Source organism: Paenibacillus sp. J22P15 (assembly GCF_056269345.1).
Window position 1 is genome coordinate 149,334 of record NZ_JBWDNT010000001.1, and the last position, 23,052, is coordinate 172,385.

Consider the following 23,052-nt stretch of genomic DNA (forward strand, 5'->3'; position numbering starts at 1 on the left):
ATATTCATTCTTTATAAAGAACAAAAACTTTTAATTTTGAGCTTATTTTGGATAAAAAAAATAACCGCTTAGCGAATCTTAAACTCGCAAGTGGCTTTAATATAGTGCATACCTGCTATAGTGATGGTGTGAACGGCACCCCCTAAAATAGACATTAGAAAAACCCCCTGGGTTAATCAAACTATTTTAGGGGGTGTTTGGCATTGGCTACAAATGGACAGAAGTTAAAGTTACAGTCAGGAGACCAAACTGCAAGCAATCGAGCTAAAGTTAGGCGGGAAAATAAAAAGCTGTTTTCGTAAATATTGTTGCTTCTTTAGCTACAAGTCGGGATGTTCTACAAACTTGCAACATTTATCATTAAGTTAACTGGAAAGATGCGCTAATACGGGAAGGAAAGTATATTTCACTTCGCGAATACCTCAAATATAGGAGACTATTGGAGGGAAACGATGGGCATTATTCTTATTTCGGAGTGGAGAATTTTAACTAATGATAAGTTAGTCAAGTCGCCCAAATAGAGCGGCTTTTTTTTCATCTCAGAATTTTGTAAGACAAGAGCAACACCGCTCAGTGGACCTGATGTACAAGTGATTTGTGTTATCTATATGTGCTTAAGCAACGTGAGATCTTTTTTCTCATTTCGGAAAATTGCTCAAGGTTAAAGAACGGGGACGTATTGATGAGTGAATTTTATAGCGTTAATCATAATATTTTGAACTTGTTTGATAAGGAGGTTATACCTGCATTCATAGAAAGAATGCTAATTGACTTCATTCGCTAAGTAACCAGAATATTGATTTAGGAGATAATCCAGCTCTTGGCTGATTTTGAGAACAGCATGATCAGTAAAGTTGTTGCAAGCAGCAAATACTTCAACCATTTCAGCTCGTACTTCTTCAATTCTTTGTTGATAGAAACAGTTGTTCATAATAATCCCTCCAACAATTCATTTGTTATATTAAAGATAAACGAAGGTTGTTAGAATTTCTCAACAAAGAGATTAGGATAATGTTAGTTTTCTAAACAATCCAAAAAAAAGTAAGCCTTCGTATTACTTCATTTGAAACATTTTAAAGGTGGAAACCCCCAAAAGAGAGTAGATGCCTCTGGGGGTTATGATTAAACGCGAATATCGATGCTCTGGCCAAGATTCGGTTGTGCATTCTTCATCATTTGAAGTATGTCTTGCGCTTGCTGCGTAGCCTGATCTTTCGCCAAAGACATAACACGGATGCTGGCTGCAAGCGCTAAGCTGTTCTGACTCATCGAGATTGATGCTGCTGCAATATCCATAAAACACCTCCTTCTTTTCATTATCGGCAAATGAGCGGAACTTCTTTATAAGAAATTATAGCTTGAACGAGAATTGTATATTATATCGGATGTATAGTGGAGAAGTTGATTTCATTAATGGAATACTAAAGGGAACAGTTTCAGCATATCTTGATAGAAAGCGCGCAGGAGGCGGTTTCTGTTGGCTGCAGAGTATGCCTACTTAGCCATTTGGCTTATGGGGTTGTTTGGAATTATCGGTATTGTTGTTGGTGCTGTTGCAAACTTCGCAATACATGATTCCTTGTCACATGATGAGCAGTTCGTATGGAGAAGGAGAATTCCAGCAGAAGCTTACAAAAGAAAATAAATCAAAAATCCGGTGGTTGCGCACTCAGCGTACACGCTGGATTTTTTTTTATGAAGCGCCATTGCATAATAAAAGCATTCTAGAGGGCATGATAAAGATTGGCTGTACATTCTTCTAATCTGAGAGGAGCTTACAAAGATGAGTGAATTGCTAGACGGACAAGATACAAGGGAGCAAATTGTTGCCGTACAGAAGGATGGAGACGGAGATCTTACATCATTCAAAACGAACACAGGCCGCGTGCTTGATTATGCAACGGCGCTTCAAGAAGTTCAGGCTGGGCATATTGCAGGCGTTAACGCTTTTAAAGGCAGGGACGGCGATATTTATATTCGCGGGGATGCTGATGGTGATCCGACGAACAATTTGGATCAGCTGCCTCTCTTTTGAGTCAAATGGGATAGATTGATGTAACGAGGAATAATACCAATAAAAAGGCGCGGCATTGTTTATGCTGGCGCCTTTTTATTTTCAGATAATTTCATAGTATTCATGCTGCTTTACAATTCGCATTTGGCCAGTGAGGCCCTCGTACTGCTCTATAGCGTCTCCGTAATGCATAAGCCATATTTTCCTTTGAATGGACTCGGGAAGGCTTAGAAGCTCGTCTAAGCTGGCGTGAACAACGCCTGGCGCTTCAAGCTGGCAATCATGATAAATGGTAGTCACGCCTTCTTGCACTAATTGCTGAAGCAGCTCAGGATCAAATCTCATGTCGGCAGAGTAGAAGAAGCTGTTGTTAAACAGAAAAGAATAGCTAGGCTTATTAGGAATATGCTTGGTTTGCAGCAGCTTAACCTTCAACCCCAGATGAATTTCGATTTCTTTATTTGGCTCAATCGGACGAACCTCGAAGAAATCTTCGAGCTTGTTTAACGGCTCTTGCGATAACCCCCCGCGGAGAGTCTGCTCCCACAGCGGTTCAACTAGCGTCTTAGCAATGTATAAGATAGGCTTGCGATTATACTTGAACATCATTTGAAAGGCGTATTCTTCGAGTCCTCCAACATGATCCCCATGAATATGACTGATGAGCACCGCGTTAAGCTCATTAAAGGATAATCCCTGCTGATGTAATGCTTTCGGTAAAGTGATCCCGCAATCAACGAGCAAACGAAAGCCATTGATTTCAATAATGGCGTTGTTATTATCATATTTTTTTGCAAAGGCGCTTCCCGTTCCGATCATTTTGATTTGCAAAAAAAACACCTCCTCAATTTTCCATTTATTTAATGTACCAAATTTTCAGTATCTATGACAATAAATGATGCACATTCGCCCTTTTCTACATACAATGCTAAAGCGATACGTATAGTGGAGGCGAATGAAGGATGAGCAAAGGAAAAGGTAAAGTAGTTAAGAAAAAAAAGGCTGCAAGTGATCGGAAGCAATACAATTATAAACTAGTGCTGTCGGATACTTGTGCTGTATGTAAAACACCATGTGCAAGAGGGATGAGCTACTTGGCAAGAATGAGACAACCGGGCATGATAGGCAAGGGCGTTCCATGTGTGTTAACGAGAACGTATGGGTAATAAGTTTTTGAACAATTATATTTCCCAGGCAAGCGCAGCTTTCAACATCATTTGTCATTACTGGTCGAATAGTTAGCTTTGCTGAAAAATGTTTCGGAGAAGGCGCAACTTTGCACGCATAGATGAGTATAACCTTACATCCAGGCAATCGGATGGAGGCTTACAACTATGAAATTCAGAAAAATCGTTATTCTGCTTCTACTGCTCTCTATTTGGGGTGGAACAATGATGTTTGCGGACTCTGCAACACAGAAGGTACGCGTCATCATAAACGGAGAAGATCAGGGTGACGGTGGATTAATGACTGAGGGCAAAACGTATTTGCCGCTTCGTCAACTAGCCACATCTATGCAAGCCATCGTGCAATGGGACAATCAGGATAAACGAGCGACCGTGTATAAGCCAAATGTGCATATGTTCCTTTTCCAAAATAATGCGGTATTCGGAAATGTGTCAAAGGGCTATCAAGCGAAGTTTAAAGTGTTAGCCCAGATCGATAATTTGCAAACAAGTATCTCAGCTGTTAAAGTGTCCATTTTCGATCCATCTGGAAAAGAGAGAGTCATTCAAACAGAAAGTGTGAAAACATCAAAGGACAATTTCTGGTTTGCAACAGATGTAATCGATTATAAGTTCGATGCTAGCGGTAAATATGCGATTCGTTTCTTCCTAAAGCTGCAGGGTTCGGATGAATGGACTGCGGTTTCAGAAAAATTAATTTCATCATTATGATCAAATGGTTTATCAAAGGCGCTCCTTTTCTCCGAAGGAGCGTCTTCGTTTGACCGTTGATAGAATGTCATGTTAATATACGAGAGTCTGTAAACATTATTGAAATGGGGTAATAACATGAGCGAGCATCAGCATGGCGATAATTGTGGCTGTGGTGAAGACCACGAGCATGAAGAGCATGTCTTTATCGTGTCTGACGACGAGGGCCAAGAACGTGAAATGGTCATAGTTTATACGTTTGAATCCGAAAGCAAAGCGTACGCAGTATTGATCGATCGTAACGATCCGGAAGCGGACGGCGTCATCTTCCGTTTTGAAGAAGAAAACGATGAATCCTTCCTAGTCGGCATTGAAGACGACGCAGAATGGGATCGCGTAACTGCGATTTACGAAGAGATTGCTCGTACGGAAAGCGAAGAGAATTAATTCTCGTTCGCTAATTAATGAGAAAGTACTGGAAAAAACGATCTGCGAGATTCACTTGCAGATCGTTTTTTTTGTTTACACTTATTTCCGCGGATTGAAATAAATCGTACGGCCATTAAACATAGTCAGCTCCGCTTTCAACTGCTTGGCCATATATCTGCATAGCTCGTTTGCTTTCGATTTGTCGCCGTGCGTAGCCTCGTCTGGTAAAACGACTTGAACGCAGGGAGAGCGTTGTCCAGCAGCATTGGTTGTCTCGCTTGGACCGAAGATGATGTGTTTATAAAGTGGATTAATACCTTTTAAATAGAACCAACGGTCGTCCTGCTTCGTTTCGATCGTGTACGGAAACGCGGCTTCGGCATAGTCCCAATCTAATTGCGATCCGGTAAGCGCCGTTTGCGCCTTATAGGCGAGCAGTTGATCTTTAACTTCCTCTATCGTTAGTTTTTCCACGGATGATCCTTGCACAAATTTGATGTAAGCGCTTTGACTCATCACATTTCACCTCTGCCAACATCATAGCATGCTCGAAATAGGTTGACAATAAGTGGAATTCCACAAAAAAACACATAAAAACCGACCTCAGGTTTACTTTCGTTTCCCCCTAGATCGGTTTTATTGTTTTATTATGATATTGCAGTTTCTTCTACGATTACTTTAACGAATTCAATACTGCGATCTTCAGGTCCTTTGACGGGCAAGCCGACTTGAACATGATCTACGATATAGTCGATATTTTTTTGAGTAATGACTTCACCCGGCAATAAAATAGGGATACCCGGAGGGTAAACGTAAATGAACTCAGCAATAATTCGACCTGCAGATTCTTTGAACGGAAGCACTTCTGTCTCACCATAGAAAGCGTCGCGAGGCGTTAACGAAAGCTGCGGGATATCTGGAATTTTGACGATTAATTCACGAGCTTCAGCGCCTTCATGGAAGTGCTCTGACAGACCACGGAGCGCTATTAACAATTTTGACACGGAATCAGAGGTATCACCAGGCGTAACTAGGCAAAGAATGTTATACATATCGCTCATTTCGATCTCAACATTATAGTTGTCACGAAGCCAGTTTTCAGTTTCGTAGCCCGTGATGCCAAGGTGGCGGACATGAATGGAAACTTTGGTTGGATCGAAATCATAAGTTGCCTCATCGCCGAGAATTTCTTCTCCGAAGCAATATAGGCCTGGAATCTCATTGATTTGTTTGCGTGCGGTTTGAGCGAGCTCAATTGCGCGTTCAGCGATAGCATGTCCGTTCAATGCAAGGTTGCGTCTGGACGTATCCAAAGAGCCTAACAAAATATACGATGTTGAAGTTGTGGTCAGCATGCTTATAACGGTTTGAATGCGGTGCGGATTCACTCTGCCCTTACGAACATTAAGAACCGAGCTTTGTGTCATGGAGCCGCCAAGCTTATGAACACTTGTAGCAGCCATATCTGCGCCGGCTTGCATAGCAGACATAGGCAGCTTCTCGTGGAAATGAATGAGAACGCCGTGCGCCTCGTCCACAAGTACAGGGATATCAAAGCTATGAACGAGATCAACAATCTCTTTAAGGTTGGCACAGATACCGAAATAAGTCGGGTTAATGACAAGAACAGCCTTTGCATCCGGATGACGCTCAAGCGCCTTGCGTACGGAGCGGGTCGTAATGCCATGATCGATTCCAAGATTATTGTCACGAGCTGGCGATATGAACACCGGTCTAGCACCTGCAAAAATAATAGCAGCCATGATGGATTTGTGAACATTGCGCGGTACAATGATTTTTTCACCTGGAGCGCATACGCTCAAAATCATTGTCATAATCGCGCCACTAGTTCCTTGTACGGAGAAATAAGTATAGTCTGCTCCGAATGCGTCAGCAGCTAACTTCTGAGCTTCCTCAATAACGCCTGTAGGCTGATGCAGGTCATCAAGCGGTGCTATATTGATTAAATCGATCGACAACGCGTTATCGCCGATAAATTCGCGAAATTCTGAATCGCTGCCTAATCCCTTTTTGTGTCCGGGAATATGAAACTGAACGGGATCCTGCTCCGCATGTCTACGAAGCGCGGTGAAGAGCGGGGTTTTGTTATGTTCCATCGCTGTCATCCCTGCCTTTCATTAGAGTTTACAAACAAAGTTGAGTATAGCAAATACAGGGGGGAATGCAAGCTTCATTTTGAGAAATGGGCATGATTTTCAATTTGTTCTTCAATTGTTCATACATGATCGATAAATGGATATGGTAACATAGGTTGGTGGAGGGGTTGCAGCATGAAGGATAAACGTATGCTAATTGTAATGGCTACATTAATGACAACATTTATAGGGTTTGGCATTATCATTCCGGTTATGCCAGAAATTATTCAAGCCGCAGATCCGAATAAAGCGGAGTTACATACGGGTTGGATGCTAGCGATTTATTCAGCCGTTTCTTTTGTTTTATCGCCATTTTGGGGTAGCTTGTCTGACCGAATCGGCAGACGGCCGATTATTTTAGTTGGGATTCTTGGTTTTGCCGCAAGCTTCTTGTTATTTGGTTTATCCTCTGGGAATTTAACGCTCATGTATCTTTCACGGGTGCTGGGCGGCTTGTTCTCGGGGGCGGTCGCTTCGGTAATTGTAGCGTATGTCGCTGATATTACCCCGCCTGAGGAGAGAACGAAGGGGATGGGACTCGTCGGGATGTCAATCGGTCTTGGGTTTACAATCGGACCTGGCGTCGGCGGTTTGCTAAGTGTGATCTCACTTGAAACGCCATTCTACGCAGCATCAGCGTTAGCGCTGTTAACGTTCCTCTTGGCTGCATCGAAGCTGAAGGAGTCACTTTCTCCAGAGCAGCGGCGAAGAAAAACAGAAAAGAGCGTATCAAGATGGGCTGCGTTCACAGGGCCGATTAAGTACTTGTATGTACTAGCCTTTTTTGTAACGTTCACGCTAGCTGGAATGGAAGCTACTCTTCAATTTTTTGGCATGCGACGGTTCGACGTGACGCCATTTCAAGTCGGCATCCTGTTTTTTGTGTGCGGCTTTGTAGGGGCGCTCGTACAAGGCGGAGTTGTTCGTCGAAGGATCAAGACCGGGGAAGAGCCGAAATATATTGCAATCGGGCTCGTCATTTCGGCAATTGGTTTTTTCATGCTTCTCGGAGCACATTCCTTATGGTGGGCTACGTTGTCCCTCGCTGTATTTGGAATAGGCAATGCTTTGATTAGACCATGTGTAACTTCGTTAATTACGCAGAAGACGACTGTTGGTAAAGGGGTGGCATCTGGTCTGAGCTCATCGATGGACAGCCTGGGACGTATTGCCGGACCGCTGCTTGGTTCCTTCCTCTTTACAATCCAATTGGGCCTGCCATACTTGCTTGGCGGCATATTATGTTTAGCTGCACTGCTGTTGCTGTTTCGTTTCCGTCAACTGGATAAGAACAGCTTTGGGGAAAAGGAAGTTAACGCTGCTAAATAATCGAATAAACATAAACAAGCCGGTTATTCATCTTGCGATGGGTAACTGGCTTGTTTTCTTTACGAGTTTACGGAGCGAGTCCTTTTATGATAAAAGCGATAGTGGCTTCCTTTTCCTTTTCGTCATCCCAATGGTTATCCTCCTTATTTCCTAAGAAGGCACGACAGAGCACATAACCAATTAGGGAAGATACGATTAAACGAACGACGGTGAGGGGAGCCCAATTAACGATATCTCCTTTATGCTGGAATGATTTAATATTAATACTGAATTTTTCAAGTACCTTCGCAAGGATTAGTTTTTGGAATTGCTCCTGAAGATCAGGGTGGAAAGGGACCTCTTGAATGAAAATTTTGAATACTTGCAAATGCCGCTCCAGAAATGAAATACGATTCTCAATAATAGCCCTCAGAAGCTGATCGAAGCTGTCAAAGCTGCTTTCAAGTACTTTATAGAAATCTCGGAGTACAAAAGGCGCCACAAGCTTAGTCATGACTGGAGCGACGATGGAGAGCAGTAAATCCTTCTTGGTTTTGTAGTGGCGAAAAATCGTGCCTTCTGCTACTCCGGCACGCTGTGCGATTTCGCTGGTTGAGGAAGCAGCAAAGCCCTTCTGGGCAAAAACCTCCGAGGCAGCTTGCACGATCTTAGATTGCTTCTCCGTCATTTTTACTTCTTCATCATCTAGCTTCAATAGCTTCTGCAGCCACAGGTCTATCGGTTCTTGCATGTAAGACACTCCTTTTCCGTAACGCAGGTCCCTATATTCTAACTGACCTCTACATACGGCGGTGCTTCTTCAATGCTAGCACGTTCAAGAGAGCGAACAATAAGGAAAAGCCGACTAATACGTAAACATCCAGTTGAAAATCATTCCAGCCCTCACCGCGAATCATAATGCCGTGCATAGCATCTGCGCCATAATAAAGAGGCATAACAAGGCTAATCTTTTGCAGCCAAGGGTTCATGGCATCTAAATTAAACAATCCTGAGAAAAAGGCCTGCGGTACGATAACAATCGGGATAAATTGAATAATTTGAAACTCACTGCTTGCGAACGAGGAAAGCAGTGTTCCAAGCGTTAATGCCGTTAAGGATAAGAGCAAATTAATGATCAGCATGTAACCGATGCTGCCTGCCATGTACAATCCGAGTACATTGACCGAATACCAGGCAATTAATGAGGCTTGCAGCAGGGTGAAAATACCGAAGCCCGCTAAATAGCCTGCTACGATTTCGTAGCGCCTAATCGGTGTGGCAAGTAAACGTTCTAATGTTCCGCTTGTGCGTTCCCGCAAGAAAGAGACGCCTGCAAGGAGAAAGACAAAAAAGAAGGAAAAGAAACCGATCAGGACAGGACCAAATGAATCGAACGCTGCCATGTCTGGGCCGCCGTGTAAATAAGAAATAGCTGGCGCCGGGCTTTCAGAGCTTGTTTGCATCACATTTTGCATAAGCAGTAGTACTGCTCGACTGATTGAGGGATCGCTTCCCTCAAGTGTAAGTGCAGGTATGCCGTTCTTTGCTTCTATAATAGCGTCAAGCTCGCCAGCTTGTATCGCAGCTAGTGCTGCAGCTGATGTGTCATATTGAGTGATATTAGCATCCAGCTTTTCGAATTTCTCGGTTAAAGCTGCAGGGACATTAACCATACCGATATCTGGAGCGATGGCTTGCCCATCAAAAACTAACTTCATTAAGCTTAATATCAGTAGAGGGGCTAGAAATAATAAGGCAAGTGTTCGTTTATCACGCAGAAATTGCTTAATAATGCGAATGGCGAGTGCACGTATTCTCATTATTCATCTCCTCCGCTTTGGCCAAATACAATAAACGCTTCTTCAAGGGTTGCGCAGTCAGCTTGCTGAATAAGAGCCTGAGGAGTATCAACTGCAATAAGCTTACCGCCGCGTATTAGCCCAATCCGATCACATTTTTCTGCTTCATCCATCACATGGGTCGTCAAAATAATAGTCACGCCTTGCTTACTGAGTGCCGATAGCTCCTTCCAAATCGATAGACGCAGCACGGGATCAATACCTACGGTTGGTTCGTCTAATACGAGCAGCTCAGGCTCATGCAAAAGGGCGATTGCAAGTGACAGACGACGCTTCATACCACCAGAATAGGCTGAAGTTTGCTTGTTAAGATGATCCGTTAACGCAACAAGTTTGGAAACGGTTTGAATTCGAGTTCGAAGAAGCGCCCCCCTTAATCCAAACATTGCCCCAAAGAACGCTAGATTTTGCTTGCCTGTCAATTCGCTATACAGAGCATCTGATTGAGCCATGTAACCAAAGGCTTGCAGCATTTTAAGCTGCGGCATGGGTTCTCCGAGCATTCGGACGGTTCCTGAATTGGCGTTATCGATGCCTGTCATCACTTTAATTAGTGTCGTTTTTCCCGAACCGGAAGGCCCGAGTAGGCCGAACAGCTCGCCGCGAGGGATAGAAAGCGTAATGCCATCAAGGACGGTGTGATCGCCAAACGTACGAGTAATATTTTGCAGTTCTACGGTTAAGGAGGTTCCAGTTGATCCTGTGGAGACGGTATTCATCGTTATTCACGCTCCTCAATTTAGAAAATGAGTAAGTACTCACTTCATTATATGCTGAGCATATTCCTACGGAAAGAGTGTGCAAACTCATTCCGAGAATAAGTTGTCCTCGGTCTACAGTCGTAGATGATTTGCGACTAAAGGCGAGAGTGAAATCCCTTCTCTGGACGTTTTTGTTAATCTTTCCCTCCCCGTATGATTAGAAAAGATAAAAAATAGAAATCCGTAATGGGAGAAGGAGTCGGGAACAAATGAGTAAATTGACAGAATGGTCGTTCCGAAATAAGGCGGCTATTATTCTGATCGTCATCATGTCTTTAGTTATGGGGGTAATCAGCTACTTCAGACTGCCGATGGAGTTTCTGCCAGCAGCCGATAATCCACAGGTCATGGTTACCGCGATAGGGCCGGGTAATGACGCGAAGACGATGGAGCAGATGGTCACAAATCCGTTAGAAGCAGCTGTAACGTTAGTTAAAGGAAAAACGGATATGTTCTCGACATCAGGTGATGGATATGCTCAGATTAATTTGAATTTCGATTCGAAGACAAATATGAAAGAAGCAAAGGCTGAAGTTGAGCGTTTGGTCGCTCAGGTACAGCTGCCGCAAAATGTAGTTAAGCCGTTTGTTTTACAATTGAATACTTCTATGATACCTATATCATGGGTAACTTTAACCTTTGATGAAGGTATGACAGAACAAGAAAAAGATGCAAAGATAAAAGAAGTAATGACTGAGCTCCAAAAGTCCAAGGGAGCGGGTGAGGTGGTCATTAGCGGTAAGTCTTCGCAAGCGATAGACGTCGTACCGGATACGGATAAGCTTGCTGAAGCAGGAATTTCGGTACAGTCGTTAATGGGTGTACTTCAGGGAAGAGGAACATCCGTCTCGCTCGGAGAACGGACGTTAGACGGGACTGACGGCAACATCAACGTATTCGATCAAGTAACTGATGTGGAAACGCTGCGCAAGCTTCCTGTCGCTGCAGGTGTGAAGATAGGTGATGTAGCGAGCGTTGAGCCTGCAAAAAATCAAGAGAGCATAAATCGTATGAACGGAAAAGATGCAATTATGTTCACTGTGTCCAAAGCTGCTGATGCGAATGCCGTTACCGTAGGTAATGGAATCAAAGACACAGTTGAGCGCCTAAACAAGGATTTAGAAGGAATCGATGCTTCTATTATATTGAGCACATCAGATTCGGTCGTTTCTTCCGTGAATAGTATGATGCGCGAGGTATTGCTCGGAGCTCTGTTCGCAACCATCGTGATTTTATTGTTCATGCGCAACTTTAAAGCGACGATCGTGACGATTGTCTCCATTCCGTTGTCGCTAGGCATTACACTATATTTGCTTCAGCTCTCTGGTGTATCGCTTAATATCATTACTCTTGGCGGTGTTGCGGTTGCGGTCGGTCGTCTTGTAGATGACAGCATTGTCGTCATTGAGAATATTTATAGAAGGCTGCAGAAGGAATCTTTCTCGATTAAGCTGATCACGGATGCAACGAAGGAAGTGGCTTCTGCCATTACATCGTCAACACTTGTGACGGTAGCTGTATTTCTTCCAATGGGTCTTCTGCGCGGTTCTTTGCAAGCATTCCTACTGCCATTCGCACTGACCGTCGCTTATTCCTTGCTCGCTTCTCTTGTTGTAGCTTTGACAGTAGTACCTCTTCTAAGCGCGATATTGCTGCGCGGGACGAAGGAGAAGGAGCATGCTGGATCTCCGAAATTCGCATCGTTCATTCGCTGGAGCCTTTCTCACAAAGTAGTGCCGTTACTTATTGCGTTAGTGTTGTTTGCAGGATCAATTAGTGCCTACATGTTCATGCCAAAAGGAGCGCTAGACTCCTCAAGCGCAGGGAATCTTAACGTGGCGCTGCAATATCCGAGTGATACGCCCGAAGATCAAGTGCTGGAAGCAGGGAAGAAGCTTGAATCCTTCATGACATCGAATCAAGATATTGAGTGGGTAATCATGATGCTCGGCAATAGCGAAGATGCGGCCAAGTATGGCTCAGTGACTTCACCAACGTTGATTACTTATATGGTTGATTTGAAGGAAGGCGTTGACGCAGAGCTTCTGATGGACAACATCAAGGCCCAGAAGGATAACTATAAAGAAGCAACCTTGACCGTAGATGCTGCTGATCTCATTATGGGCGGCGGTTCATCACAAATTTACATCGATGTAACTGGCGATAACTTGGATCAGCTATCTCAAGCCTCAGACCAGCTGTTGACAGCTATTAAACCTATCGACGGTGTGTTAAAAGTAGAAAGTAACAATGAAGAGAAGAAAGCAGTCTATTCCTTCAAAGTAGATCCAACTCTTGCGAAAGGCCAAGAAGTAGCACTGCAATTGCAAAGTATTCTTAATCCTTTGCCGATTGGTTCGATTCAGCAAGAGGGCAGTGAAATACCAGTTATTTTGCAGCCTATCGTAAACCCTGACTCAAAGGCAGAGCTCGAGCAATTAACAGTGATGACGGAAGCTGGAGCAACGCCGATGTCGAAGGTTGCGGAGTTGGTGCGTACGGAAGAGCCTTCTTTGTACTACCATAAAGATGGAAAAACGTATATTCGTGTAATGGCTAACGCGGAGCCCAAAGAGCTTTCGGTTGTCGGAGCTGAAATTACGAAAGTAACGAAGGATCTTAAGCTTAAGCTTCCTGAGGGAGTTAGTCTTGTTGTTGGCGGAGCTTCAGCTGATCAATCAAGTGACTTTGCCGATTTGGGCTTAACGGCACTCATTTCTATCGGTATTGTTTATCTAATCATGGTGTTGACGTTTAAGACACTTCGTGCACCTCTGGCGATCATGATCTCCTTGCCGCTAGCTGCGATTGGGGCTGTGACAGGACTGCTTGTATCAGGTGTAACACCAGACTTCACAGCAATGTTCGGAGCGCTAATGCTCATCGGAATTGTTGTCACGAATGCTATCGTATTAATTGATCGTGTTAAACAAAATGAATTGACGATGCCTATTCGCGAAGCGTTGATTGAAGCTGCTACGACGCGGATGCGGCCAATCGTGATGACAGCGGTAGCGACGGTGTCCGCGATGCTGCCACTTGTATTCGGTTCTCATGAATCGGGCAGTATCGTCTCCCAAAGTTTAGCCATCGTCGTCATTGGTGGATTAATTGCTGCTACATTGCTTACGTTAGTTATTGTACCTTGTGTTTATGAGCTATTATTCTTCCGTACCTCGCGCAGGCAAAGACGCTCTATCGCAGCGTCTGCACAAGCAGAGGCCGCAGCAACTCAGTAGGTGTAAATGATAAAAGGCTGTACCTCTTAGGTCATTATTGACCCTGAGGTACAGCCTATTTACTTAAATAGAATTCTATACTTATAGGTTTGCCATATGATACAACGGCATAAGTGTTTCATAGGTGGAGGAAGCGAGGGCTAGAAGCGCATCGCCGTCTTGAAGGATCGGATCGCCTGCTTGCACATGACGACCGATTAGCAGCTCAGCTTTCCCTACATCCCGGAAGCGAACGAGCGCGTCATTCCAGTCCTGCTTGGACATGGTGCTGATCGCTGTAGATTCCTTCTTCATATGGTCAAGTGAAAGGACGTAATCCTTTGGTACGTTCGCGATAACATGATCGATTTGATTGAGGAAAGCGGTAGCAATATTGGATTTATTCGGAACCTCATAGATGAGTGCTAACCAGAGAAATAAATGATCATCAAACAATCCAAGCTGAAAATGCGGGTGTGCTTTGTAGCCGCGCTTGTTGCTGCAAATCGCAAGCCATGTATCCTTTGGCGGATTTACTTTGCGACGTAAATGCCTTGCAACATGCAAATACATTTCATTGCCAGCATGGACAGCAGCATCGACGCTCAGTTGTTCACCTAGCGCACGAAATTTCGGCTGAATTTGGTTTTGGATTGCCGCCATTCGTTCTTCTAGACCTGGAAGTGAAAAAACATCAAAGTCGGCTTGTGTAAAGCCAGCAAGTGTTGTAGATGCAGTCTGTGTTGTCATCGTATTAATCTCCTTCAATCGTACAATTATTGGTGCAATAATTTCATATAAAAGATAGCGATTTGAGTGCGGTCACGCAGTTCAAGTTTATTTAGTATTTCTGTAATATAATTTTATCGAATAGCTCCTACAGCTGAATTTGTTTCATTATAGCACATTGTCTTATGGACGAACGACATAGCAAGGCACATTTCATCGAACCTTCATGCCGATAACCGTACATATTCCAAGAGATTAAAGATAATGAGTCTGGTCACATTTCGCGAAGTTTTCAAAAAATCCGATAATAGTGAGAGTCGGTGTGTACATGAAAAATGGCTTGACTTCGCCAACATTGTATTGTAGATTTGTCAAAAGTTAGTGACATCATAATAGTGTTGACCAAGGCTATGTTAATCAGCAAACGTTTATATCAGAGAGGAAGCCCGAAGGCTGCAAGGCTTCTATGAACGATTGATTAAACCCTACCTTGCGAGCTGCAGCGCTGAAGGGTAACTTCTACCGCTTGCCGGAATATTCATTCCGTTATCTATTGAGAGCTGATCTGAGTAATCGACAGCTATATGAGGGTGGTACCACGAACGCATTCGTCCCTTCGAATGCGTTCTTTTTGTTTTTTTCTAATTGAATCTTAATTAAATGGAGGGTTATCCATCATGAGACAGAGTCAACTATTAATGCCTACCTTGCGCGAGGCGCCGTCGGAAGCGGAAGCCGCCAGCCATCAATTAATGCTGCGTGCAGGACTTATCAGACAGCTCGCTGCGGGCATTTATTCTTATCTGCCATTAGGTAGACGCGTGCTCAGAAAGCTGGAGCAAATCGTGAGGGAGGAAATGGATCAAGCTGGTGCCCAGGAGGTACTAATGCCTGCTATGCAGCCAGCAGAGCTATGGCAGCAAACTGGCCGCTATGAGGTGTATGGTCCTGAGCTCATTCGACTTCGCGATCGCCATGAACGAGAATTCACACTTGGACCGACACATGAGGAAGTGATTACAACACTAGTACGCAGTGAGGTAAGCTCTTATCGACAGCTGCCAATGACGTTATACCAAATTCAAACCAAGTTTAGGGATGAGAAGCGTCCTCGTTACGGCTTGCTGCGCGGAAGAGAGTTTCTGATGAAGGATGCTTATTCCTTTGATGAGGATTGGGAAGGGCTTGATCGAAGCTATAAAAGCATGTATGAGGCCTATAATCGTATCTTTACACGCTGCGGGCTCCATTATCGTCCAGTAGAAGCAGATGCAGGCTCGATCGGCGGAGAAGGCGAAACACATGAGTTTATGGCGCTTGCTGATATCGGCGAAGATACGATTGCAGTATGCAGTTCATGTAATTACGCCGCGAATGTGGAGAAAGCCGAGTATAAAATCTTGTCCCAGCAAAATAGTGACACTATTAAGAAGAAAGAGCTTGAGATGGTCCGCCATCACACACCGGATATTAAGAAAATAGATCAGCTCGTCGAAGCATTTGGCACTGGGGCAGATGCTTTTATGAAAACATTAATATACGTTGCTGACGGCAATCCAGTCGCAGTGATCGTCCGCGGAGATCATGAAGTTAATGAAATAAAAGTGAAAAACACGTTAGCCGTAACTCAGTTGGAACTTGCCGATCAAGCTACGACAGAACGTGTGACCGGTGCTCCTACCGGCTTTGCCGGCCCAATCGGATTAACTATTCCTATTCTTGCTGACCATGCTGTTCTAGCCATGGAAGCGGGCATAGCAGGCGCGAACGAACAGGACTTCCACGTAGGAAATGTAATTCCGAGCGTTCATTTGACGAATGTGCAAGCAGGCGACTATCGGAATGCGGAAGCTGGCGATGACTGTCCACGCTGCGAGCAAGGGCGATTGACATTTTACCGGGGCATTGAGGTTGGCCATGTGTTTAAGCTAGGAACGAAATACAGTGATGCGCTGAACGCGAAGTATCTAAATGCATCGGGCTCAGGGCAGCCTTTGATTATGGGATGTTACGGCATTGGCGTATCGCGTCTTCTATCCGCTGTGCTTGAGCAGCATTCGGACAGCAATGGGATCATCTGGCCGAGGGCAATTGCTCCTTATCAGGTTCATGTCGTTCCTGTTTCAATAAAGGATCAAATTCAAATGGATTTGGCGATGCATATAACAGCAAGGCTTCAGGAGGCTGGTGTTGAGACGCTGCTCGATGATCGCGATGAACGCCCAGGCGTCAAGTTCAAAGATTCTGATCTTATCGGTATTCCGCTGCGGATTGTAGTAGGGAAACATGCGGCAGATGGGATTGTTGAACTCAAGGCAAGGAATGAAGCAGATGCGAAAAAGCTTAGTTTAGAAGAAGTAATTGCATTTGTTTTGCAGAACTAAGCAAGCCGCTAGTTAATAAAATTTATATGCTTGCCTATGGAATATTTTGAAAAAAGGGAACGAGATGTCTTCATTTGGAGACGTTCGCGCCCTTTTTTAAGATAAGTCGGCTATAAGCGTAAAATTAGTCAATAATCCAAGTTGCCATAACATAAGATGGAGTATAAGATAAAAGTAAGAAACAATTATCAGAACATTTCGTCAATTATTCTGAGGTAAGGGAGGGATTGCCGTGAACAAGAGCCACGAAGTCGAATACTGCAATTTGGAGCTGCGATTTGACCGGCGGCAAATCCAAAATCTCATCCGCGATCTTATTCAGGAAGGTTACTCTTTGTACTGGAGTGAGACGGAGGGGCAGTTCCTTGTATCCGTACGAACTGGCCGTAAGCTCGTTAAGCTTCAATTTCAGCGAATGAAGAATCGCTACAAAATTGTCGGGGACTACATTATTAAAGATGAGAAGCTGTCAGAATTAATTGAAAAGCTGATTAATGACACACGTGGACATGCGATTGTGAAGCGCATTAAAGATCGTCAAATCGTCATTGAGAGTATTATGTTCGGTGAGATTATACGACTCGTGGAGGTGTCCGGTATGGAACATCGGATTATTTATCAGAAGAAGCCTTTCGTTACAATAGAAGAAATGATTAGAGCTTTTCAATCAAAGCGTGCAGAGGAAAGAGCAATCGTGCTGCGTTATGAGCTAGATTACGAGCTGTCGATGTTGTTTGACGCACTTCAGGGCAGCGATGAGGAAGCGGTTACGGAATCGAAAGAACGACTCATGACACTACGTTCGGAAATGTTGCAATTGGAACTTTGATGATAGATTCCGGTCCCTACTTGAAAACATAAAAACGATCAAAAGCTGGATTTCACTCAGCATTTGATCGTTTTTATGTTTTTTCTAATCAAAAATAGTTGCTTTGTTTTATAAAAACGCAACGGTTTAAGCCATATATAAGATAAACTTTTCTGTTGACTCAATATTTTTGATGCTTCTTTTGCGACATTTTTCAGCATAGATAGTTTTCTTATTGGCGCAAAAAGAGTAAAATGAAACTATTGTGACCAAAAATAGATGATGAAGGATGGAAGAACCAAATGTCTAAACAACAAATTGGCGTAATTGGATTAGCCGTAATGGGTAAAAACCTTGCCCTTAACATTGAAAGCAGAGGCTTCACGGTATCGGTGTTCAACCGCTCACGCGAGAAGACTGATGATCTCGTTCAAGAAGCAGCAGGAAAAAATCTTGTACCAACATACACAATTGAAGAGTTTGTTCAATCTTTGGAAGTGCCTCGCAAAATTTTGATCATGGTACAAGCAGGAGCAGGAACTGACGCAACAATTGATTCTCTTGTCCCACATTTGGCTGAAGGCGATATCATTATTGACGGCGGTAACGCTTATTTCCCTGATACAGTACGCCGCAGCAAAGATCTTGAAGCTAAAGGCTTCCGTTTCATCGGTACGGGCGTTTCCGGCGGCGAAGAGGGCGCATTGAAAGGTCCTTCTATTATGCCGGGTGGACAAAAATCCGCTTACGAGCTAGTAGAACCGATTCTTAAAGCCATTTCCGCTAAAGTTGGAGATGACGCTTGCTGCACATATATCGGACCAGACGGTGCAGGCCATTATGTGAAAATGGTACATAATGGAATCGAGTACGGTGATATGCAGCTAATTTGTGAAGCATATGACCTGCTTAAAAACGTGCTAGACGTTAGTGCTGAAGAGCTTCATGAGATCTTCTCTGAGTGGAACAAAGGCGAGCTTGACAGCTACCTTATCGAGATCACAAGAGATATCTTCTCGAAATATGATCCTGAGACAGGCAAGCCAATGGTAGATGTTATCCTTGATTCTGCTGGTCAAAAAGGTACTGGAAAATGGACGAGCCAAAGCTCGCTAGATCTTGGCGTACCACTTTCAATCATCACAGAATCCGTATTTACACGCTTCTTGTCTGCTATGAAGGAAGAGCGCGTTGCAGCAAGCAAAGTGCTTAACGGCCCTGCGAAAACTCCTTTCCAAGGCGACAGAGCAGCATTTATCGAATCCGTTCGCAAAGCGTTGTTCGCAAGTAAAATTTGCTCGTACGCACAAGGCTTTGCTCAAATGCGCGCAGCTTCTGAAGAATATAACTGGGATCTTAACTACGGCGAAATCGCAATGATCTTCCGCGGCGGCTGCATTATCCGTGCTCGCTTCCTGCAAAACATCAAAGATGCTTATGACCGTGATCCTAACCTGCGTAACCTGTTGCTGGATTCTTATTTCCAAAATATCGTTGAGTCGTACCAAGGAGCTTGGCGTGAAGTGATTTCTGCTGCTGTTACAAACGGTGTGCCGGTTCCTGCTTTCTCAAGTGCGATCGCGTACTTCGACAGCTATCGTACAGAGCGTTTGCCTGCTAACCTGCTTCAAGCGCAACGTGACTACTTCGGTGCTCACACGTTTAAACGCCTAGACAAAGAAGGCAGCTTCCACTTTAACTGGATGCAATCTTAATTCGAGAAGCCATATCAACGCTTCGTATCACGGGAATTATCCTTATTCAATCCAAATGCTGCCTGACGAAGACAGTCACGCAGTCTGTCGGCCTCTTGATTGGAATAATGTCTACGATGTATGAGCGACATGGCCGCTTCGGCAAAGAAATGAAAGTTTTGCAATAAGCGTGGCTGCGAAAGATCCATTAAGGTTGGATCTTCGTCAGCCACCTTTTTTTTAATAAATTCAAGCATCCAAACGACATCCTCCCGGCAAAGGGGATGATCAGGATCGAGAATGCGATTGATTCGGTTTTGAGTTGGGCTTGGGTTTGGTAACTGAAGCTCACTGCTCATCGCTAACGTCACTCCTATTCTCAATTAAACATCTTTATCATCCATACGACATATGCAACTTTTTTATACCCTAGAATTACAAAAAAATGATATGATGTTGTAGAAAAAATGGTTTAACAAGAACGAAAAGGGTGAAACGGTTACGATGGAAAAGCAACAATTGAGTAAATTAGTGCTTATCGGGTTCATGGGAACCGGCAAATCTACCGTCAGCAAGCAGCTTTCCGAGAGGATGGGCTGGAAGCGCATCGACGGCGATGAGGAAATTGAACGTCTAGAAAATAGACGGATTTCTGATATTTTTGCATCGGATGGCGAAGCCGGCTTTCGAGCTATCGAAACGAAAGTGCTGGATACGATTTTGGCAAACGAGGAGTGCTGCGTAGTTGCAACAGGTGGCGGTGCAGTACTTAGCCCTGTCAACCGTGAGCTGATGCTGAACAGCGGTTTTGTTGTAGCACTTAAAGCAAGTCCCGAGCAGATCATCGCTAGAGTAAAGACGGATACAGAACGACCTTTGCTGCAAGGGGATGCGGTCGAGCGAGTAAATTTGCTGCTGGCGCAGCGTGAGCAAGCTTATGATTTCGCACATTTTATAATTGATACTACAAACCTGACGGCAGAAGAGGTAGTTGCTGCGATTTATGAGCGATGGTCGATTCAGCAGTAATTGAAATCATCAGCACTTCGAATAGTCTACGGCTTTAGAAGTGTATATATGAATGTAAAAGGAGATCATACGAACTATGGACGTTTTAGTGACACCAACGCCAAGACTTGAAGGAGAACTTCAAGCGCTTTCTTCAAAAAATTACACGACCCGCTATCTACTGGTAGCAGCACTTGCGGAAGGCACTAGCACGATTTATTTTCCTGCTCACAGCGAGGATAGTGACGCAATGCGCCGCTGTATTCGAGACCTTGGAGCAACTGTGGAGGAAGATGATGAGAAAATCGTCATCACCGGCTTTGGCCGTCATCCGAAACCAGTTGAACAGCTTGATGTAGGAAACGCAGGAGCTGTATTGCGCTTTCTTATGGCTATAGCTGCTCTTTGTCCAGATGTAACCTTTATTAATCGTTATCCAGATTCGCTCGGCAAACGTCCTCATAGCGATTTGATTGAATCGTTGACAGCGATGGGAGTTACTATTGAGCATAATGATGGTAAACTGCCAATTCGTATTCAAGGCGGATCACCTAAGGGCGGAAAAATTCAAGTATCAGGCAACATCAGCTCACAATTTTTGAGTGCTCTGCTATTTTTGACACCTTTATTGGAAGAGGATAGCGAAATTGAAGTACTGCATGATTTGAAGTCGAAGGTTGTTGTTGGCCAAACGCTTGAAGTATTGGAACAGGCGGGCATCGTTATCCATGCTGATGAGGACTATATGCGCTTCCGTATTCCAGGCGGTCAAAGCTATGCTGCGAAAACCTACTCCGTACAAGGCGATTATCCCGGCTCTGCAGCGATTCTAGCAGCAGCAGCAGTAACGCAGTCGGATGTCATCGTTCATCGGTTGGAAGAGAAGAGCAAGCAAGGTGAACGTGCAGTCGTCGATGTATTGAAGATGATGGAGGTTCCTTTAACGCATGAGAACGGTATCGTTCATGTAAAAGGCAACGGCAAGCTGAAGGCAGTTGAGTTTGATGGAGACCATGCGACGGATGCGGTACTTGCAATGGTTGCAGCGGCTGTTTTTGCCGAAGGGACTTCACGATTCTATAATGTAGAAAATTTGCGTTATAAAGAGTGTGATCGCATTACCGATTATTTGAATGAGCTTCGTAAAGCAGGCGCAAACGTAGAAGAGCGTCAAGCCGAAATCATCGTTCATGGTCGTCCAGAAGGTGTAGAAGGCGGAGTTGAGATAAATGCTCATTATGACCACCGGGTTATCATGGCATTATCGGTAGTGGGATTGCGTGCGAAGCAGCCAATTCGTATTCGTGATGCTCACCATGTAGCCAAATCATATCCGATTTACTTTGATCATTTACAAGCATTAGGGGCCAATGTCGAGTGGATTGATGGTTAATGTAGAGAAGGCGTAAGAAAGCTTGTTCATAAAATAAAGAATAGAGGGATTAAGATGGCATTTGAGAATCCAACACGTGAGCAGATTAAAAGTATTTTGGAGAAAAGCACAACAGTAGCGGTTGTTGGCTTGTCAGATAATCCAGAGCGTGTATCGTATATGGTATCCGAAGCGATGCAAGCAAAGGGTTATACGATTATTCCTGTCAATCCTAATGCCGATTCTATATTGGGACAAAAAAGCTATGCGTCGCTAAAAGATATCCCTGTACCTGTTGATATTGTTAATGTTTTTCGAAGAAGTGAACATACACCGCCTGTAGCAGCTGAGGCAGTTGCAATTGGTGCCAAAACGTTTTGGTTGCAGCTAGGTATAGCGAATGAGGAAGCCGCAGCGATTGCTGAAGCAGGCGGTCTTGAGGTCATCATGGATCGCTGCATTAAGGTGGAGGATTCCATCTTGCTTCCAGGCGGGAAATCCATAACATAACAGTTATAAAAAAAGGGTCACTCCTGCACAATAAGAAAGCTTCAAGAGCGGGTGCCTAACTTGCATTCGCATGAGCAATTAGTCGAGGCAGGCGGCATTCACTTGAGGACTTTATGAGTGTAATCCTAGGAGGACATGACGTGAATCAATTTTCGCAACAACCGGGTAATTACCAAGGTCAGCAGAGCTACCTTAACCAAGGCACGCACTTTGAGCCAACCGGCTACGTGCAATCGCATTACCAAGGGCAGCTTAGCCAACCGACTTTTGGCAGACAAACAAATGATATTGTTTCAAATATGCCAAACGGTTATCAAGCATCACATTCCAATAGCCAAGGTATGCAGCACTATGCGCCTAGCAGCTATTCGAATATGACGCATCCGGTAGGAACGAACAATTCATTCATCTCGCATCAACCGGTACACAGCTATGCAAGTTCGCCAGCGACGGCGTTTGGCAACGTTGGCCCAGTTATTGCGCATGTAGGCTATCAAGCAGCACCAAACGGACAACATCAACATTCGTATTACCAGCCAACCTCGAATCAGGGATCACAGTTTGCTCAGCAAGCAACGTCCAATTACGGTGGTTATGGACATTCACCTATTCAACACGGATATGGCGGAATGACGCAGACACACTCGAACACATCGCTTCACCCTGTGTATGAAGCAACTAATGCATATCAACAAGCAGGGCCAGTTATTTCTAAGATAGGCTGGCAGGCGACAAGTGCAGCAAACACTCCATATTCAGGCGGCATGCGATAACTTTTTTATAAAATATGAAAAGAATCATCAACATCGGCGGGCCTTTACAGGCTCGCCGTTTTACTTTGACAAAAACGCAGCAAACGCTTAACATCGATATAGATGTGTGCGGTTTCATGCTTACGAAGTCAGTTTTGCTTCGCAAAACTTAG

General features: G+C 44.2%; 24 protein-coding genes. 14 read left to right on the forward strand and 10 right to left on the reverse strand.

What is annotated here, in order from left to right; all coding sequences use genetic code 11:
- Positions 1-763: 763 nt before the first annotated feature.
- A complete protein-coding gene (locus tag AC0YN6_RS00680; RefSeq protein WP_475744389.1) occupies positions 764-931 on the reverse strand; it encodes a Spo0E family sporulation regulatory protein-aspartic acid phosphatase in 168 nt (55 codons plus the stop codon).
- 191 nt (positions 932-1,122) lie between these two features.
- Complete coding sequence (locus AC0YN6_RS00685; RefSeq protein WP_475744390.1) at positions 1,123-1,296, reverse strand: YjfB family protein; 174 nt, start codon at positions 1,294-1,296, stop codon at positions 1,123-1,125.
- A gap of 181 nt (positions 1,297-1,477) precedes the next feature.
- On the opposite strand from AC0YN6_RS00685, the gene AC0YN6_RS00690 reads away from it, so the two are divergent.
- Positions 1,478-1,645 carry a hypothetical protein gene (locus AC0YN6_RS00690; protein ID WP_475744392.1) on the forward strand — a complete coding sequence of 56 codons (168 nt, stop codon included), beginning with the start codon at positions 1,478-1,480 and terminating at the stop codon, positions 1,643-1,645.
- Positions 1,646-1,783: 138 nt separating this feature from the next.
- Positions 1,784-2,035 (forward strand): DUF3892 domain-containing protein, encoded by a 252-nt coding sequence (locus AC0YN6_RS00695; protein ID WP_475744394.1) that lies wholly within the window; start codon positions 1,784-1,786, stop codon positions 2,033-2,035.
- An 81-nt stretch (positions 2,036-2,116) separates the two neighbouring features.
- On the opposite strand, the gene AC0YN6_RS00700 is transcribed toward AC0YN6_RS00695, so the two are convergent.
- Entirely contained in the window at positions 2,117-2,845 is a 729-nt protein-coding gene (locus tag AC0YN6_RS00700) for an MBL fold metallo-hydrolase (protein WP_475744395.1), read from the reverse strand.
- A 131-nt stretch (positions 2,846-2,976) separates the two neighbouring features.
- On the opposite strand from AC0YN6_RS00700, the gene AC0YN6_RS00705 reads away from it, so the two are divergent.
- The 3 genes from AC0YN6_RS00705 to AC0YN6_RS00715 all read left to right on the forward strand — a co-directional run bounded on the left by AC0YN6_RS00705 (position 2,977) and on the right by AC0YN6_RS00715 (position 4,338).
- On the forward strand, positions 2,977-3,180 hold the full coding sequence (locus AC0YN6_RS00705; protein WP_475744396.1) for a hypothetical protein: 204 nt from the start codon (positions 2,977-2,979) through the stop codon (positions 3,178-3,180).
- A 168-nt stretch (positions 3,181-3,348) separates the two neighbouring features.
- Positions 3,349-3,912, forward strand: a complete 564-nt coding sequence (locus tag AC0YN6_RS00710; protein WP_475744397.1) for a stalk domain-containing protein — start codon at positions 3,349-3,351, stop codon at positions 3,910-3,912.
- A 117-nt stretch (positions 3,913-4,029) separates the two neighbouring features.
- Positions 4,030-4,338, forward strand: a complete 309-nt coding sequence (locus tag AC0YN6_RS00715) for a DUF1292 domain-containing protein (protein WP_475744398.1) — start codon at positions 4,030-4,032, stop codon at positions 4,336-4,338.
- 81 nt (positions 4,339-4,419) lie between these two features.
- Here AC0YN6_RS00715 and AC0YN6_RS00720 read toward each other — a convergent pair whose 3' ends face one another.
- Positions 4,420-4,836: a DUF1885 family protein gene (locus tag AC0YN6_RS00720; protein ID WP_475744400.1), complete on the reverse strand. Its 417-nt coding sequence runs from the start codon at positions 4,834-4,836 to the stop codon at positions 4,420-4,422.
- Between the two features lie 131 nt (positions 4,837-4,967).
- Complete coding sequence (locus AC0YN6_RS00725; protein WP_475744401.1) at positions 4,968-6,437, reverse strand: aminotransferase class I/II-fold pyridoxal phosphate-dependent enzyme; 1,470 nt, start codon at positions 6,435-6,437, stop codon at positions 4,968-4,970.
- A 174-nt stretch (positions 6,438-6,611) separates the two neighbouring features.
- Here AC0YN6_RS00725 and AC0YN6_RS00730 point away from each other — a divergent pair, with 174 nt between their 5' ends.
- Positions 6,612-7,805 carry an MFS transporter gene (locus tag AC0YN6_RS00730; RefSeq protein WP_475744403.1) on the forward strand — a complete coding sequence of 398 codons (1,194 nt, stop codon included), beginning with the start codon at positions 6,612-6,614 and terminating at the stop codon, positions 7,803-7,805.
- Positions 7,806-7,872: 67 nt separating this feature from the next.
- On the opposite strand, the gene AC0YN6_RS00735 is transcribed toward AC0YN6_RS00730, so the two are convergent.
- Genes AC0YN6_RS00735 through AC0YN6_RS00745 form a run of 3 tightly spaced genes read right to left on the reverse strand, consistent with a single transcriptional unit; the run spans position 7,873 to position 10,362 of the window.
- Positions 7,873-8,535, reverse strand: a complete 663-nt coding sequence (locus tag AC0YN6_RS00735) for a TetR/AcrR family transcriptional regulator (RefSeq protein WP_475744405.1) — start codon at positions 8,533-8,535, stop codon at positions 7,873-7,875.
- A gap of 49 nt (positions 8,536-8,584) precedes the next feature.
- A complete protein-coding gene (locus AC0YN6_RS00740; protein WP_475744406.1) occupies positions 8,585-9,604 on the reverse strand; it encodes an ABC transporter permease in 1,020 nt (339 codons plus the stop codon).
- Complete coding sequence (locus AC0YN6_RS00745) at positions 9,604-10,362, reverse strand: ABC transporter ATP-binding protein (protein WP_475744407.1); 759 nt, start codon at positions 10,360-10,362, stop codon at positions 9,604-9,606. The genes AC0YN6_RS00740 and AC0YN6_RS00745 overlap by 1 nt, the downstream gene beginning before the upstream one ends.
- Positions 10,363-10,613: 251 nt before the next feature.
- On the opposite strand from AC0YN6_RS00745, the gene AC0YN6_RS00750 reads away from it, so the two are divergent.
- Positions 10,614-13,643: an efflux RND transporter permease subunit gene (locus AC0YN6_RS00750; protein WP_475744408.1), complete on the forward strand. Its 3,030-nt coding sequence runs from the start codon at positions 10,614-10,616 to the stop codon at positions 13,641-13,643.
- 81 nt (positions 13,644-13,724) lie between these two features.
- Here AC0YN6_RS00750 and AC0YN6_RS00755 read toward each other — a convergent pair whose 3' ends face one another.
- Positions 13,725-14,372: a DUF1054 domain-containing protein gene (locus tag AC0YN6_RS00755; RefSeq protein ID WP_475744410.1), complete on the reverse strand. Its 648-nt coding sequence runs from the start codon at positions 14,370-14,372 to the stop codon at positions 13,725-13,727.
- A gap of 656 nt (positions 14,373-15,028) precedes the next feature.
- Here AC0YN6_RS00755 and AC0YN6_RS00760 point away from each other — a divergent pair.
- The 3 genes from AC0YN6_RS00760 to gndA all read left to right on the forward strand — a co-directional run bounded on the left by AC0YN6_RS00760 (position 15,029) and on the right by gndA (position 19,258).
- The gene (locus AC0YN6_RS00760; protein WP_475744412.1) at positions 15,029-16,735 is read left to right on the forward strand and encodes a proline--tRNA ligase; all 1,707 of its coding nucleotides are present in this window, start codon (positions 15,029-15,031) and stop codon (positions 16,733-16,735) included.
- Between the two features lie 232 nt (positions 16,736-16,967).
- Entirely contained in the window at positions 16,968-17,564 is a 597-nt protein-coding gene (locus AC0YN6_RS00765) for a hypothetical protein (RefSeq protein ID WP_475744413.1), read from the forward strand.
- 281 nt (positions 17,565-17,845) lie between these two features.
- Positions 17,846-19,258, forward strand: coding sequence for an NADP-dependent phosphogluconate dehydrogenase (gndA, locus tag AC0YN6_RS00770; protein ID WP_475744415.1), 1,413 nt, complete (start codon positions 17,846-17,848; stop codon positions 19,256-19,258).
- A gap of 14 nt (positions 19,259-19,272) precedes the next feature.
- Here the strand turns inward: gndA and AC0YN6_RS00775 are convergent, their stop codons facing one another.
- A complete protein-coding gene (locus AC0YN6_RS00775; RefSeq protein ID WP_475744416.1) occupies positions 19,273-19,596 on the reverse strand; it encodes a hypothetical protein in 324 nt (107 codons plus the stop codon).
- A gap of 145 nt (positions 19,597-19,741) precedes the next feature.
- Between AC0YN6_RS00775 and AC0YN6_RS00780 the strand changes: the two genes are divergently transcribed.
- The 4 genes from AC0YN6_RS00780 (at position 19,742) to AC0YN6_RS00795 (ending at position 22,900) form a co-directional block, all read left to right on the forward strand.
- A complete protein-coding gene (locus AC0YN6_RS00780) occupies positions 19,742-20,266 on the forward strand; it encodes a shikimate kinase (RefSeq protein ID WP_475744417.1) in 525 nt (174 codons plus the stop codon).
- A gap of 76 nt (positions 20,267-20,342) precedes the next feature.
- Complete coding sequence (gene aroA / locus AC0YN6_RS00785) at positions 20,343-21,638, forward strand: 3-phosphoshikimate 1-carboxyvinyltransferase (protein WP_475744418.1); 1,296 nt, start codon at positions 20,343-20,345, stop codon at positions 21,636-21,638.
- Between the two features lie 54 nt (positions 21,639-21,692).
- Positions 21,693-22,127 carry a CoA-binding protein gene (locus AC0YN6_RS00790; RefSeq protein ID WP_475744420.1) on the forward strand — a complete coding sequence of 145 codons (435 nt, stop codon included), beginning with the start codon at positions 21,693-21,695 and terminating at the stop codon, positions 22,125-22,127.
- 140 nt (positions 22,128-22,267) lie between these two features.
- Positions 22,268-22,900: a hypothetical protein gene (locus AC0YN6_RS00795; RefSeq protein WP_475744421.1), complete on the forward strand. Its 633-nt coding sequence runs from the start codon at positions 22,268-22,270 to the stop codon at positions 22,898-22,900.
- Positions 22,901-23,052: the final 152 nt, after the last annotated feature.

Excerpts from the sequence above, each read along its gene's own strand:
- AC0YN6_RS00680 (WP_475744389.1), bottom strand. The coding sequence starts at position 931 with ATGAACAACTGTTTCTATCAACAAAGAATTGAAGAAGTACGAGCTGAA.
- AC0YN6_RS00685 (WP_475744390.1), bottom strand. The coding sequence starts at position 1,296 with ATGGATATTGCAGCAGCATCAATCTCGATGAGTCAGAACAGCTTAGCG.
- AC0YN6_RS00695 (WP_475744394.1), top strand. The coding sequence starts at position 1,784 with ATGAGTGAATTGCTAGACGGACAAGATACAAGGGAGCAAATTGTTGCC.
- AC0YN6_RS00705 (WP_475744396.1), top strand. The coding sequence starts at position 2,977 with ATGAGCAAAGGAAAAGGTAAAGTAGTTAAGAAAAAAAAGGCTGCAAGT.
- AC0YN6_RS00710 (WP_475744397.1), top strand. The coding sequence starts at position 3,349 with ATGAAATTCAGAAAAATCGTTATTCTGCTTCTACTGCTCTCTATTTGG.
- AC0YN6_RS00715 (WP_475744398.1), top strand. The coding sequence starts at position 4,030 with ATGAGCGAGCATCAGCATGGCGATAATTGTGGCTGTGGTGAAGACCAC.
- AC0YN6_RS00720 (WP_475744400.1), bottom strand. The coding sequence starts at position 4,836 with ATGAGTCAAAGCGCTTACATCAAATTTGTGCAAGGATCATCCGTGGAA.
- AC0YN6_RS00725 (WP_475744401.1), bottom strand. The coding sequence starts at position 6,437 with ATGGAACATAACAAAACCCCGCTCTTCACCGCGCTTCGTAGACATGCG.
- AC0YN6_RS00730 (WP_475744403.1), top strand. The coding sequence starts at position 6,612 with ATGAAGGATAAACGTATGCTAATTGTAATGGCTACATTAATGACAACA.
- AC0YN6_RS00735 (WP_475744405.1), bottom strand. The coding sequence starts at position 8,535 with ATGCAAGAACCGATAGACCTGTGGCTGCAGAAGCTATTGAAGCTAGAT.
- AC0YN6_RS00740 (WP_475744406.1), bottom strand. The coding sequence starts at position 9,604 with ATGAGAATACGTGCACTCGCCATTCGCATTATTAAGCAATTTCTGCGT.
- AC0YN6_RS00745 (WP_475744407.1), bottom strand. The coding sequence starts at position 10,362 with ATGAATACCGTCTCCACAGGATCAACTGGAACCTCCTTAACCGTAGAA.
- AC0YN6_RS00750 (WP_475744408.1), top strand. The coding sequence starts at position 10,614 with ATGAGTAAATTGACAGAATGGTCGTTCCGAAATAAGGCGGCTATTATT.
- AC0YN6_RS00755 (WP_475744410.1), bottom strand. The coding sequence starts at position 14,372 with ATGACAACACAGACTGCATCTACAACACTTGCTGGCTTTACACAAGCC.
- AC0YN6_RS00760 (WP_475744412.1), top strand. The coding sequence starts at position 15,029 with ATGAGACAGAGTCAACTATTAATGCCTACCTTGCGCGAGGCGCCGTCG.
- gndA (WP_475744415.1), top strand. The coding sequence starts at position 17,846 with ATGTCTAAACAACAAATTGGCGTAATTGGATTAGCCGTAATGGGTAAA.
- AC0YN6_RS00775 (WP_475744416.1), bottom strand. The coding sequence starts at position 19,596 with ATGAGCAGTGAGCTTCAGTTACCAAACCCAAGCCCAACTCAAAACCGA.
- AC0YN6_RS00780 (WP_475744417.1), top strand. The coding sequence starts at position 19,742 with ATGGAAAAGCAACAATTGAGTAAATTAGTGCTTATCGGGTTCATGGGA.
- aroA (WP_475744418.1), top strand. The coding sequence starts at position 20,343 with ATGGACGTTTTAGTGACACCAACGCCAAGACTTGAAGGAGAACTTCAA.
- AC0YN6_RS00790 (WP_475744420.1), top strand. The coding sequence starts at position 21,693 with ATGGCATTTGAGAATCCAACACGTGAGCAGATTAAAAGTATTTTGGAG.